We start from the raw sequence: 11,971 nt of genomic DNA, 5'->3' as shown, positions 1-11,971 counted from the left end.
CGACTACCGCTGCGAGGAGATGTTTCCGCCGTCGACGACCAGCTCGCTGGCCGTGATGTAGCTGGCCTCGTCGGACAGCATGAAGCGGACCACTCGGCCGACCTCTTCCGGGCGGCCGAGGCGGCCCATCAGGATGCGGCGCTCGAACGTGCCCTCCGGCAGCATGTCGACGGTCGGCTGAAGCATCGGGGTGAGGATCTGTCCGGGGGAGACGCAGTTGATGCGGATGCCGTCGGGCCCGAGCCGATCGGCGAGCGAGCGGACGACCGCGAGCATGCCGCCCTTGGCAGCGCTGTACACCGGGTTGATGGCGTTGCCGAGGTGCGCGTTGATCGAGGCGATGCCGACGATTGCCGAGCCCGGGTTCGCCTTGAAGTCCGGCAGCAGTTCCTTCGTCAGCAGCACCAGCGGACGCAGGTGGGTGTTGATGCCGAGGTCCCACACGTCCACGGTGACGCCCTCGAGCGAACCGGTGTCGACGACGCCCGCGGCGTGCACCAGTCCGCCGATGTTCGGCAGCGCGGCGCGGGTGGTGGCCAGCGCGTCGGCATACAGGTCGGGGTTGCTCAGGTCGACCGCGACACCGATCGCATCGACGCCGAACTCGGCGGCGATGGCCTCGGCCTCTGACTTGGCCTTCGCCTCGTTGAGGTCCCAGAGGGCGACCGGACGGCCGGCCTCGGCGAGGGAGCGGGCGGACGCGAGGCCGATGCCCGATGCGCCGCCGGTCACGATGACGGCGGTCGTAAGGGTCGCGGGGGTGTTGGTGGCTTCAGACATGTACCCAGCGTCGACCCGCCCGGGGGCGCCCACAACCCCCTCGTCCCGCTCAGCGGCTACAGGCCGCGGGCCGGGGTGGTGCCCGTCCGCGCCATCGCGGCGAACAGCTCGGTGTGCATGGCAGCGGCCTGCTCAGGGGCGTAGTAGCCGACGTTGAGCGGGTTGGCGCGGTTGTGCATCTCGAGGGGGTCCTCGACCAGGCCGTACAGCTCGTACTGCGGCGAGGCGACGCCCGCGGGGTCGAAGTACGCGGAGTACTTCCATCGTGTCCCTGACACAGCGGATGTGGTTGGGCTGGGTGACGATGAACTGGCCGTCGGGGGTCGCGCAGTTCTGGTCGTCGTAGGTGAACAGGATGCTGTCCTGCACCGCCGCGGTGGGGTTGTCCGGGTGCGCGGCGGCGTCCGCGACCACCGGCATCAGATCGGTGCCGAGGAACCGCCACGGGGCCGGGTCCGCGCCCGCGAGGGTGGCCAGGGTGGGCACCACGTCGATGAGCGATGCCATGGCGTCGGTCTGCACGGGCCTCGGGAACATCACCGGGTTGCTGATGACGAGGGGCACCCGGAGCGTCTCCTCGTACGCGTTGAAGATCTTCTGGCGCAGGCCCCCGTGCGAGAGCCCCATCTCGCCGTGGTCGGACATCCGGACGATCACGGTCCGGTCGATCAGCCCCGGCTCGGCCTCGAGCGCGTCGAGGACGGCGCCGATGTGGTCGTCGACCACCTTGTGCATGTAGGCGTAGAAGTTCACGTAGTTCTGTGCCGCCTGGGGGCCGATCAGCGGACCGAGCCCGGCCGCGAGCAGCAGTTGCGACTGGATCTGGGCGGTCGGCTTGTGACCCCGGGCGAGCATCTCGTCGACGCTGGGCGGCAGCGTGATGCCCTGGTTGAACGCCTGCGTCGCCTCGGTCCCGTAGTTGTTGCAGGTGCCGTTCAGCGCGTCCCACGTCTGCGGGTAGGCGAGGACGTCGTGCGGGTTGATGAACGAGACGATCAGCGCGAACGGCCCGTCCCCGTCGGCGCCCTGGCCGCCGATGAACTCGACCGCCTCGTTCGCGATGCGTTGGTCGATGTCGGCGCAGCCGCCGCCGAAGTGATCCGGGTTGGTGTCCTGCCCGCCCTCGGGCGGGACCCAGCCCTGGAACCCGTAGGCCGCGATGTCGGCGCTGCTCGGGTCGCCGCCCGCGGCGCCCTTGCTCATGTGCCACTTGCCGCGGTAGTGGACGGTGTAGCCGGCCGACTCCAGCACCCGGGCCATGTTCTGCTCGCCGACCTGCAACTGAGGTTCGTTGGGCGAGACCGTCCCGCCCTCGGTCAGGGTCGCGGTGACACCGTGCTGGGCCCGGGTAGAGGCCGGTGAAGAACGTGCTGCGACTGGGGGAGCACATCGCGGTGTTGCAGAAGGACCGGGTGAAGGAGAGCCCGTGGTCCGCGAGGCGCTTGCGGTTGGGCAGGTTCACGTCCGCCCACCCGGCGGGCCAGTGCATCGGGTGCCGTTCCTGATCGGTGATGATCACGACGATGTTGGGGCGATGGACGGGTACGCCGGACCCTTGGGCCGCGCTCGCCCTCGGACCGGTCGAGCCGATCCCGGCTACGCCCGCCGCGACAAGGGCGCCCGCGGCGCCGAGGAAGGTGCGGCGGGTCGTCGCCGTGGAGAATCCGGCGGACCCGTCCGAGCACTGAGGTGATTCGTTCGCGCGCCGGGTCGATTCGGTCTGGGGCTCCATCGGGCGATCTCCATCCTGAGACGAGAGAGTGCAGCTGACAGGTTTCATGCCCGTTCGCGCGCGCCCGGTGGCGGTCCGGCCGGCACCTTGTGACCGTGATTGTTCTCCGTCGGCGGTGTTCGCACCCCCGGTTTCGGATGATCTTGTTCGACGGGACCGGGATTCTCGCCTGGTCGGCGCCACCTCTAGACATACATGGACATCCAACTATAGGATGGCAACATATCCGGAACTCCGCACCGCGCCCGTGGGTTGCCATGGGGTCGGCGCGGGCATTCGCCCTAGCGAGAACAGGTCCAAGAAAATGGTTCAGGAACTCACCCACTTCGTCGGTGGCAAGCGCGTCCCCGGCACCTCCGACAAGTTCGGCGACGTCTACGACCCCAACACCGGCGAGGTGCAGTCGCGCGTGCCGCTCGCCGACAAGGCCGAGACCGAGGCGATCATCGCCAATGCGGTTGACGCTCAGCGTGAGTGGGCCGCCTTCAACCCGCAGAAGCGTGCCCGCGTCCTGATGAAGTTCCTCCAGCTCGTGCAGCTGGAGATGGACTCGCTCGCGCGACTGCTGTCCTCGGAGCACGGCAAGACCATTCCCGACGCCAAGGGCGACATCCAGCGCGGCCTCGAGGTCATCGAGTTCTCGCTCGGCGCGCCGCACTTGCTCAAGGGTGAGTACACCGAGTCCGCGGGCACCGGCATCGACGTGTACTCGATGCGGCAGCCGCTCGGCGTCGTCGCAGGCATCACCCCGTTCAACTTCCCGGCGATGATCCCGCTGTGGAAGGCGGGACCGGCGCTTGCCGCGGGCAACGCGTTCATCCTCAAGCCCTCCGAGCGCGACCCCTCGGTGCCGCTGCGCATCGCCGAGCTGTTCGTCGAGGCAGGCCTGCCCGCAGGCGTGTTCAACGTGGTCAACGGCGACAAGGAGGTCGTCGACGTGCTGCTCACCGACGACCGGGTCAAGGCGGTCGGCTTCGTCGGCTCGACCCCGATCGCGCAGTACATCTACGAGACCGCGGCCGCCAACGGCAAGCGCGCGCAGTGCTTCGGCGGGGCCAAGAACCACGCCATCGTGATGCCCGACGCCGACCTCGACGAGGTCGCCGACGCCCTGATCGGTGCCGGCTACGGCTCCGCGGGCGAGCGTTGCATGGCCATCTCGGTCGCCGTTCCCGTCGGCGAGGAGACGGCAGACGCGCTCGTCGCGAAGCTGAAGGAGCGCGTCGCCAAGCTGAAGATCGGCCGCAGCGACGACGAATCCGCCGACTTCGGTCCCCTCGTCAGCAAGGACGCCCTCGACCGCGTCAACAACTACGTGCAGATCGGCATCGACGAGGGCGCAACGCCGGTCGTCGACGGCCGCGGCTTCACCCTCGAGGGCCACGAGGGCGGATTCTTCGCAGGCGCCACTCTCTTCGACAATGTCACCGCGGACATGCGAATCTACAAGGAAGAGATCTTCGGACCCGTCCTCCAGGTGGTTCGCGCAGCCGATTACGAGGAGGCTCTGCGCCTGCCCACCGAGCACGAGTACGGCAACGGTGTCTCCATCTTCACCCGTGACGGCGATACCGCGCGTGACTTCACCGCTCGCGTCAACGTCGGCATGGTCGGCGTCAACGTCCCGATCCCCGTGCCGATCGCGTACCACACCTTCGGCGGCTGGAAGCGGTCCGGCTTCGGCGACCTCAACCAGCACGGCCCGGACTCCTTCCGCTTCTACACCAAGACCAAGACGGTCACGCAGCGGTGGCCTTCGGGAACCAAGGAGCACGCGACCAACCACTTCGTCATCCCGACGATGGATTAGGAACACCATGTTCACCCTGACCGATGACGAGCGGGCGATCAGCGACACCGCTCGGGACTTCGCCTCGGAGTACTTGGCCCCCAACGCGATCGAGTGGGATCAGACCAAGCACTTCCCAGTGGACGTGCTGCGCAAGGCCGGCTCGCTCGGCATGGGCGGGATCTACATCAGCGAGGACGTCGGCGGGTCGGGGCTCACCCGGCTCGACGCCGTCCGGATCTTCGAGCAGCTCGCCAAAGGCTGCCCGTCCATCGCCGCCTATGTGTCCATCCACAACATGGTCACCTGGATGATCGACTCCTTCGGGACCGACGAGCAGCGGCACCAGTGGGTGCCTGCACTGGCCTCGATGGAGCACCTCGGCAGCTACTGCCTGACCGAGCCGGGTGCCGGCTCCGACGCAGCGGCCCTGAGCACCAAGGCCGTGCGGGACGGCGACGACTACCTGCTCACCGGGGTCAAGCAGTTCATCTCCGGCGCGGGCACCTCCGACGTGTACGTGGTGATGGCCAGGACCGGATCCGCGGGCGCCAAGGGCATCTCGGCGTTCATCGTCCCGAAGGGCGCCGAGGGCCTGTCCTTCGGAGCCAACGAGAAGAAGATGGGCTGGAACGCGCAGCCGACCCGTCAGGTGATCCTCGACGAGGTGCGGGTGCCCGCCGCCAACCTGCTCGGTCAGGAGGGCGACGGCTTCCGCATCGCGATGTCCGGACTCAACGGCGGCAGGCTGAACATCGCGGCGTGCTCGGTCGGCGGCGCCCAGGCCGCGCTGCAGAAGGCGGTCAACCACCTGGCCGAGCGCAAGGCGTTCGGCTCGCCGCTGCTCGACTCGCAGGCGCTGCAGTTCCAGCTCGCGGACATGCGCACCGAACTCGAGGCCGCTCGCACCCTGCTGTGGCGGGCCGCGGCCGCGCTCGACGAGGACGCGAACGACAAGGTCGAACTCTGCGCGATGGCAAAGCGATTCGCCACCGACACCGGATTCGACGTAGCCAACAAGGCACTACAGATGCACGGCGGGTACGGCTACCTGTCCGAGTACGGATTGGAGAAGATCGTGCGTGATCTGCGGGTCCACCAGATCCTCGAGGGCGCCAACGAGATCATGCGGGTGGTCATCGCCCGCGCTGTCGTCGGAACGGCGGGGGCGGCGTGAGCGCGGGCGCGGCGGAGGTGACCGAGGCGGAGGTGATCGTCGACAAGCGCGACGGCCTCGGCCTGCTCACCCTGAACCGGCCCAAGGCGATCAACGCTCTCAACCACTCGATGGTGCACCAGCTCGCGGCGGCGCTGGAGGATTGGGCCACCGACGACGAGGTGCGCGCGGTGGTGCTCACCGGTGCGGGGGAGCGCGGGCTCTGCGCGGGCGGCGACATCGTCTCGATCTACCACGACGCCCAGGACGGCGGCGACGGCTCGCGCGAGTTCTGGCGCGACGAGTACGTGCTCAACGCCGCGATCGCGGGCTACCCCAAGCCGTACGTCGCGATCATGGACGGCATCGTGATGGGCGGCGGCGTCGGGGTGTCTGCGCACGGCAGCGTCCGGATCGTCACCGAGCGCTCGATGATCGGGATGCCCGAGGCCGGAATCGGATTCGTGCTCGACGTCGGCGGCACCTACCTGCTCTCGCGCGCCCCTGGTGAGCTCGGTACCCATATCGCGCTGACCACCGCACGGCTGACCGCGGGCGATGCCATCGCCTGCGGGCTGGCCGACCACTTCATCCCGTCCGGCCGCGTGCCCGCCTTCCTGGCTGCGCTCGCTGCCGGACCCCTCGAGCGCGCGCTCGAGGAGTTCACCGAGCCCGCACCCGAATCCGCGCTGCTGGCGCAGAAGGGGTGGATCGGCGACGCCTACTCGGCGGACACCGTCGAGGAGATCGTCTCGCGGTTGCGGGACAGCGGGATACCGACGGCCGCGGACGCCGCCGAGCAGGTCCTCGCCAAGTCGCCGACCGCGGCGAAGGTGACGCTGCGCTCGCTGCGCCGCTCCCGCGACCTCGGCAGCCTCGAGGAGGTGCTGAACCAGGAGTACCGGGTGTCCTCGGCCTGCCTGGATTCCCACGACCTCGTCGAGGGCATCCGCGCGCAGGTGGTGGAGAAGGACCGCAATCCCGCCTGGTCGCCCGCCACTCTGGAGGAGGTCACGGACGAGCAGGTGGATCGCTTCTTCGCGGATCTGGGGGCGTTCGAGCTCGGCCTCGTCCCCGGCGGAAACACCCACAGCTCCATCACTCTCGGCAACACCCAGGAACTCAGCAGCGTTGGGGAAGGAAAGTCATGAGCGCCGCAGGCAATCTCCGGATCGGCTTCATCGGTCTCGGTCACATGGGCGGCCCGATGGCCGCGAACCTGGCCAAGGCCGGATACCAGGTCAACGGCTTCGACCTGGTGCCCGCGGCACTGGAACAGGCCACCCGCGACGGCATCACGGTCGTCGCCTCGGCCGCCGACGCCGCCACCGGGTCGGACATCGTGATCACCATGCTGCCCAGCGGCAAGCACGTGCTCGGGCTGTACGAGGGCGGACTGCTCGAAGCCGCGGCCCCCGGCACGCTGTTCATCGACTGCTCGACCATCGACGTCGCGGACGCCCGCCAGGCACACGACCTCGCGGTCAAGGCCGGGCACCGCGGCATGGACGCCCCGGTCTCCGGTGGTGTGGCGGGCGCGACCGCGGGAACCCTGGCCTTCATGGTCGGCGCGGACGAGGCGGACTTCGAGTCGGCGCGGCCGCTGCTCGAGGTGATGGGCGCCAAGGTCGTGCACTGCGGCGCATCCGGGGTCGGCCAGGCCGCGAAGATCTGCAACAACATGATCCTCGGCGTGTCCATGATCGCGATCAGCGAGGCGTTCGTGCTCGGCGAGAAGCTGGGCCTGAGCAACCAGGCACTGTTCGACGTGGCGTCCAACGCCTCGGGTCAGTGCTGGGCCCTGACCAGCTACTGCCCGGTGCCGGGCCCGGTGCCGACCAGCCCGGCGAACAACGATTACCAGCCCGGTTTCGCGGCCGCCCTGATGGACAAGGACCTCGGCCTTGCCGCGAACGCCCTGCGCGGCAACGGCGTTCCCGGCGAGCTCGGCCTTCGGGCCGCGGAGATCTACTCGCGGTTCCACGAGGAGACCGGCGGCACGCTGGACTTCTCCGCCATCGTCAACGACATCCGCCGACGTGCGAACGAGGAGAACGCGTGAGTGACTTCGAGACCATCCTGCTCGAGCGCAAGGGCAGGGTCGGCGTCATCACGCTGAACCGGCCGAAGGCGCTCAATGCGCTCAACGCCCAGCTGATGGGCGAGGTCGTGGCCGCGGTCGTCGACCTCGAGCGCGATCCGGAGATCGGCGCGATCCTCATCACCGGGTCCGAGCGGGCCTTCGCCGCGGGCGCCGACATCAAGGAGATGGCGCCGAAGTCGTACATGGACATGTACCTCGACGACTGGTTCGCGGCGTGGGATCGCCTCGCCTCGGCCCGCAAGCCCACCATCGCCGCGGTCGCAGGCTATGCGCTTGGCGGCGGCTGCGAGCTGGCCATGCTCTGCGACATCATCCTCGCCGCGGACAACGCCAAGTTCGGCCAGCCGGAGATCAAGCTCGGGGTGATCCCGGGAATTGGTGGCTCGCAACGGTTGACCCGCGCCGTCGGCAAGGCGAAGGCGATGGACCTGTGCCTGACCGGACGCAACATGGACGCGGAGGAGGCCGAGCGCGCGGGCCTGGTCTCGCGGATCGTGCCCGCGGCTGACCTGCTGACCGAGGCCATGGCGACGGCGACGACGATCGCCGAGATGTCGCTGCCCATCGCGATGATGGCCAAGGAGAGCGTGAACCGGTCCTTCGAGTCCACCCTCGCCGAAGGGGTCCGCTTCGAGCGCAGGGTGTTCCACTCGACGTTCGCGACCGCGGACCAGAAGGAAGGCATGGCGGCTTTCGTGGACAAGCGGGCGCCGAAGTTCACCAACAGCTAGCCGGTGAAGCCGGGCTTCACCAGCCGCTGAGCGCCGGACCTCGGCGTGAGGACGGCATGCCGGTGGCGGCGGCGAGGAGCACCGCTCCTCGCCCCGCCACCGAGGCCGGTTCCGGCGGCATGACCACCGGGATCCGCATCAGGGCCTCCAGGCGTGGGCCAAGGGACGGGGTGTGTGCGCCGCCCCCGAGCAGCACGATCGACAACGGGGTGGTGCCCGATTCACGGATCATGCTGCGCAGCACCGTGCTCGAGTGGGCGACGGCGTCCGCGGCCAGTCCCGCCAGATCGTTGTTCGTCAGGACCTGGCAGGCGCCGGTCTCGGGATCCTTGGCCGTGACGATCCGCTCGAACCCGAGCTGCTCCTTGAGATCGCGGCACGCCGCCTGCTCGAGCCGGATCCCGCGGCCCGCCAGGTGCTCCTGCACCAGCCGGTCGAACTGGTCCCCGCCGACCACCGCGCTGCGGCGCGAGGCCAGCACCTCACCGGACACCGTGTCCGCCACGCAGGCGGCCAGTCCCGAGCTCCCCACGTCGTAGAGCAGGACCGAGCCGCGGCGCGGCAGCCGGCCCGTGAACCTGAGATACCGCAACTGGGCGGAGGTTTCGGGAACCACCCGCACGTGCTGCCGGGTGGTCGCGGCGGTGGCGCTCTCCACCACGTCGGGGTCGATGCCGGTGCGCAGGGTCACCGCGGTCGCACCGATGAACGCGGCCTGCTCTACGGCGGTGGCGCGCAGGGTGCGGATCGCGGAGATGACCGGCTCACCGATGGTCGTGCCGGGGCGCCGCCGAACGTCGCAGCGCGCCACCGGTTCGTGATGCGGTCGATCCGAGAGCGCCAGCACCGCGCGCGCTCCACTAGCGCCCGCCGACACGCCAAGAACCAGCACCAACGTCGCACTCCTTGCTCGCTGATCAGCTCACCACTTGGTGGGTGCGTCCCCGGTGTCGAAGTCGCCCGCGCTACGGCGGAGCTCCGCGAGAATCCGCACGAGGGTGTCGAGCTTATCGGCGGACAATCCGGGTTGAGCGAAGACCTGGGTGTTGAGCTGTTCGGTGGCCGTGAGAGCCAAATCGCGGCCGGCCTGGGTGATTTCGATCAGAGTAGCGCGACGGTCGCTCGGATGCGGAACTCTGCGAACGAGTTTCGCGGATTCGAGCCGATCGACGGCGTTGGTGACGCTGGTCGGGTGCACCTGGAGGCGGGCGCTGGCCTTCGCCATCGGCAGGGCGCCGGTCCGGGTGAAGGTGAGCAGCGTCAGCAGTTCGTACCGCGAGAAGGTGAGTCCGGTCGGCTTGAGCACCTCTTCGACCCGGGCCATCATGATCTGCTGCGCGCGCATCAGCGAGGTGACCGCGGCCATCCCGTCCGCGACATCGCCCCAGCCGTGCTCCTCCCATTGGCGGTGGGCCTCCTCGATCGGATCGAGTGGCAAAGGTGACGAAGGCGGCATTCCGCCATCATCCCATGCCGACCGCCACCTGCAGGTATCTCATGGCGCCGTCGGCGCCAGGTGGCCAGTCAGGCGGTCGGCCCGCAACCGCAACAGGTCGTCGGCGCGTTCGGGATGGGTGTAGATCCAGAACCGTCCCGCGGCCAGTCCCTCGAACATCGTGTCCGCGGCCTGCTCTGGGGTCACCCCGTTCTCGCGGAGGAAGGACTCCATCCGGTCCCGGGTGGCTGCGCCGGCCGAACCGTCCGACCCGGCGGACTCGTAGATCGCGGTGTGTACCGGGCCGGGCAGGAGCGCCGCGACCGTGATCGGCGCCCGCTCGGCGGCGAGTTCGATTGCCAGGCACTCCGTCATGGCCAGGGTCGCGTGCTTGCTGGCGCAGTAGGCGGCCTGGGTGGGGACGGTGGTGACGGCCCCGATCGAGGCGGTGTTGACGATGTGTGCGGGCCCGCCCGCCGCGAGCATCCGCGGGACGAAGGCGCGGATTCCGTGGAAGACGCCGGTGACGTTGACGCCGAGGACGCGGTCGAATCGCTCAGGGTCGAGCTCCCACAGTCGTCCGGTGCTGTCGATGCCCGCGTTGTTGACCAGCAGGCGCACCGATCCGAACCGGTCGACGGTCGTCGCGGCCAGGCGTTCGAGGTCATCGGGGGCGGTCACGTCGCAGCGCACGGCGAGTGCCTCGCCTCCGGCAGCGGCGATCTCGCGCGCGACCTCGTCGAGCCGGGCGCCGTCGAAGTCGGCCAGTGCCACGCGCATCCCGAGCCCGGCGGCCCGGCGGGCGATCGCCGCGCCGATGCCGGAGGCCGCCCCCGTGACGACCGCGGTGGTGCCCGCCAGGTCCCGCAAGTCGAATGCAGTCATGACCGCACCGTAGGAGCCCGGGTGCGGCCGGGCACCACCGCTTCCCTGTCAGCGGGAGTCGACCGCGGGGGCGGCCGACCCGTCGCGGTAGCGTCGGCGGCGAAGGAGAGAGTCTTGACGCAGCCGCACACACCCTGGCGCCAGCACCTGCTGATCCACATGGTGTTCTTCCTGATGGGGGCCGAACTCTTCCTGGCATCCCCACTGCTGCCGACCATGTCGGCGGACTTCGGCACCACCGTCACCGCGACCGCATGGGTGGTCACCACGTTCGGGGTGTCGTATGCGATCGCCAGCCCGCTGCTCGGGGCGCTCACCGAGCACCTGCCGCGCAGGCGGGTGATCCTCGCCGGGCTCGGGGTGTTCGCGACGGGGGAGACGCTGTGCGCGCTGGCCCCGAATCTCGGCTGGCTGCTCGCGGCCAGGGCGATCGCAGGCGTGGGCGGGGCGCTGATCGGGCCCGCGATGTGGGCGTACCTGGCGGAGACCGCGGTGCCGTTGGAGCGGGGCAGGGCGATCGCGCGCGGCGCCGCGGCGTATGCGGGCGGCCAGATCGTCGGGGTGCCGCTGGCGACGTTCGTGGCGGCCGGGTCGAGCTGGCGGCTCGCCTTCGCCGCCGTCGCGGCCGGCCTGATGGTGGCGGGCACGCTGATCGCGCTGCGGCTGCGGGAATCGGCGCGCGCCATCAGGATCCACGACCGGGGCGCGTGGGCGGCGCTGCGGTCGTCCTTCGCGCTGTGGCGGGGCGGGGTGTTCCGGTTGATCATGGCGGGCAACTTCTTCGTCCAGGCCGCGCGGCTGGGGACCTACGCCTACGCGGGCGCGCTGTTCGCGACGAAGTTCGGATTCGCGACCGGCGTGCTGGGCCTCGTCGGCGCCCTCGTCGGTCTCGGCTCGCTGATCGGCTCGCTCGTGGCCGGGCCGCTGGTGGATCGCTGGCGCTCGCGCGGGCGGCGGGAGCCGCTGCTCTGCGTCGGCTGGGGGTTGGTCCTCGCGGCGGCCCTCGGCGTCGCGACCACAGCCGACAGCTGGCAGCTGTGCCTGGCGGGCTTCGTGACCGCCTTCTTCGCGGGCACCGCCTTCTTCAGCACCGCACAGGTGTACCTGACCACCGTGATGGCGGAGCGCCGCGCGCCCGCGGTGTCCTGGAACAACTCGGTGCTCTACATCGGCACGGGCGCGGGCACCACCGCGCTGGGCCTGACCACGCTCGGCGGCACCGCGTTCGCGGTCTGCTCGGTCGCCTTCGCGCTTCTGGCCGCGGGGTTCAGCGCGCTCTCGGCGCTGCGACGCCCGAGCCTGGCGGACTAAGAATCACGCTGAGCCGAACCCTGGTCGGATCGTCCCCGTGTCGGCAGA

Annotated in this window: 13 protein-coding genes and 1 pseudogene; 7 read left to right on the top strand and 7 right to left on the bottom strand. The window is 69.8% G+C overall.

Features of this window, described 5'->3' with window-relative positions:
- Positions 1 to 3: 3 nt before the first annotated feature.
- The 4 genes and pseudogenes from ABIC28_RS21255 to ABIC28_RS21240 all read right to left on the bottom strand — a co-directional run.
- Complete coding sequence (locus ABIC28_RS21255; RefSeq protein ID WP_097213727.1) at positions 4 to 780, bottom strand: SDR family NAD(P)-dependent oxidoreductase; 777 nt, start codon at positions 778 to 780, stop codon at positions 4 to 6.
- Positions 781 to 836: 56 nt separating this feature from the next.
- Positions 837 to 959 (bottom strand): hypothetical protein, encoded by a 123-nt coding sequence (locus ABIC28_RS21250; protein ID WP_280923544.1) that lies wholly within the window; start codon positions 957 to 959, stop codon positions 837 to 839.
- Positions 913 to 2,061, bottom strand: coding sequence for a sulfatase-like hydrolase/transferase (locus ABIC28_RS21245; RefSeq protein WP_354580695.1), 1,149 nt, complete (start codon positions 2,059 to 2,061; stop codon positions 913 to 915). Before ABIC28_RS21245 ends, ABIC28_RS21250 begins: the two co-directional genes overlap by 47 nt.
- Before the next feature lie 121 nt (positions 2,062 to 2,182).
- Positions 2,183 to 2,269, bottom strand: a pseudogene (locus tag ABIC28_RS21240) (hypothetical protein); the annotation flags it as partial.
- 34 nt (positions 2,270 to 2,303) lie between these two features.
- Here ABIC28_RS21240 and ABIC28_RS21235 point away from each other — a divergent pair.
- The 6 genes from ABIC28_RS21235 (at position 2,304) to ABIC28_RS21210 (ending at position 8,292) form a co-directional block, all read left to right on the top strand.
- Complete coding sequence (locus ABIC28_RS21235) at positions 2,304 to 2,468, top strand: hypothetical protein (protein WP_245222401.1); 165 nt, start codon at positions 2,304 to 2,306, stop codon at positions 2,466 to 2,468.
- A 348-nt stretch (positions 2,469 to 2,816) separates the two neighbouring features.
- A complete protein-coding gene (locus tag ABIC28_RS21230) occupies positions 2,817 to 4,322 on the top strand; it encodes a CoA-acylating methylmalonate-semialdehyde dehydrogenase (RefSeq protein WP_209927015.1) in 1,506 nt (501 codons plus the stop codon).
- 7 nt (positions 4,323 to 4,329) lie between these two features.
- Positions 4,330 to 5,478 (top strand): isobutyryl-CoA dehydrogenase, encoded by a 1,149-nt coding sequence (locus ABIC28_RS21225; protein ID WP_209927014.1) that lies wholly within the window; start codon positions 4,330 to 4,332, stop codon positions 5,476 to 5,478.
- Complete coding sequence (locus tag ABIC28_RS21220; protein WP_257017756.1) at positions 5,475 to 6,608, top strand: enoyl-CoA hydratase/isomerase family protein; 1,134 nt, start codon at positions 5,475 to 5,477, stop codon at positions 6,606 to 6,608. Before ABIC28_RS21225 ends, ABIC28_RS21220 begins: the two co-directional genes overlap by 4 nt.
- Complete coding sequence (mmsB, locus tag ABIC28_RS21215; RefSeq protein WP_097213723.1) at positions 6,605 to 7,519, top strand: 3-hydroxyisobutyrate dehydrogenase; 915 nt, start codon at positions 6,605 to 6,607, stop codon at positions 7,517 to 7,519. Before ABIC28_RS21220 ends, mmsB begins: the two co-directional genes overlap by 4 nt.
- On the top strand, positions 7,516 to 8,292 hold the full coding sequence (locus ABIC28_RS21210; RefSeq protein WP_097213722.1) for an enoyl-CoA hydratase: 777 nt from the start codon (positions 7,516 to 7,518) through the stop codon (positions 8,290 to 8,292). Before mmsB ends, ABIC28_RS21210 begins: the two co-directional genes overlap by 4 nt.
- A gap of 16 nt (positions 8,293 to 8,308) precedes the next feature.
- Here the strand turns inward: ABIC28_RS21210 and ABIC28_RS21205 are convergent, their stop codons facing one another.
- Genes ABIC28_RS21205 through ABIC28_RS21195 form a run of 3 tightly spaced genes read right to left on the bottom strand, consistent with a single transcriptional unit; the run spans position 8,309 to position 10,612 of the window.
- Complete coding sequence (locus ABIC28_RS21205; protein ID WP_354580690.1) at positions 8,309 to 9,187, bottom strand: hypothetical protein; 879 nt, start codon at positions 9,185 to 9,187, stop codon at positions 8,309 to 8,311.
- Between the two features lie 27 nt (positions 9,188 to 9,214).
- Entirely contained in the window at positions 9,215 to 9,748 is a 534-nt protein-coding gene (locus ABIC28_RS21200; protein WP_077042273.1) for a MarR family winged helix-turn-helix transcriptional regulator, read from the bottom strand.
- A gap of 39 nt (positions 9,749 to 9,787) precedes the next feature.
- The gene (locus ABIC28_RS21195) at positions 9,788 to 10,612 is read right to left on the bottom strand and encodes an SDR family NAD(P)-dependent oxidoreductase (protein WP_209927011.1); all 825 of its coding nucleotides are present in this window, start codon (positions 10,610 to 10,612) and stop codon (positions 9,788 to 9,790) included.
- Between the two features lie 114 nt (positions 10,613 to 10,726).
- On the opposite strand from ABIC28_RS21195, the gene ABIC28_RS21190 reads away from it, so the two are divergent.
- The gene (locus ABIC28_RS21190; protein WP_354580687.1) at positions 10,727 to 11,923 is read left to right on the top strand and encodes an MFS transporter; all 1,197 of its coding nucleotides are present in this window, start codon (positions 10,727 to 10,729) and stop codon (positions 11,921 to 11,923) included.
- The last annotated feature ends 48 nt before the right edge of the window (positions 11,924 to 11,971 follow it).

This window comes from Rhodococcus sp. PvR044 (genome assembly GCF_040548995.1).
GTDB lineage: Bacteria > Actinomycetota > Actinomycetes > Mycobacteriales > Mycobacteriaceae > Rhodococcus_G > Rhodococcus_G oryzae.
The sequence above is the reverse complement of the archived record's forward strand: the minus strand, read 5'-3'. Positions and strand labels throughout refer to the sequence as shown.

What these genes read in the sequence shown, in the direction of transcription:
- ABIC28_RS21225 (WP_209927014.1), top strand. Translation starts at nt 4,330, where the DNA reads ATGTTCACCCTGACCGATGACGAGCGGGCGATCAGCGACACCGCTCGG.
- ABIC28_RS21230 (WP_209927015.1), top strand. Translation starts at nt 2,817, where the DNA reads ATGGTTCAGGAACTCACCCACTTCGTCGGTGGCAAGCGCGTCCCCGGC.
- ABIC28_RS21255 (WP_097213727.1), bottom strand. Translation starts at nt 780, where the DNA reads ATGTCTGAAGCCACCAACACCCCCGCGACCCTTACGACCGCCGTCATC.
- mmsB (WP_097213723.1), top strand. Translation starts at nt 6,605, where the DNA reads ATGAGCGCCGCAGGCAATCTCCGGATCGGCTTCATCGGTCTCGGTCAC.
- ABIC28_RS21250 (WP_280923544.1), bottom strand. Translation starts at nt 959, where the DNA reads ATGCACAACCGCGCCAACCCGCTCAACGTCGGCTACTACGCCCCTGAG.
- ABIC28_RS21200 (WP_077042273.1), bottom strand. Translation starts at nt 9,748, where the DNA reads ATGCCGCCTTCGTCACCTTTGCCACTCGATCCGATCGAGGAGGCCCAC.
- ABIC28_RS21235 (WP_245222401.1), top strand. Translation starts at nt 2,304, where the DNA reads ATGTTGGGGCGATGGACGGGTACGCCGGACCCTTGGGCCGCGCTCGCC.
- ABIC28_RS21195 (WP_209927011.1), bottom strand. Translation starts at nt 10,612, where the DNA reads ATGACTGCATTCGACTTGCGGGACCTGGCGGGCACCACCGCGGTCGTC.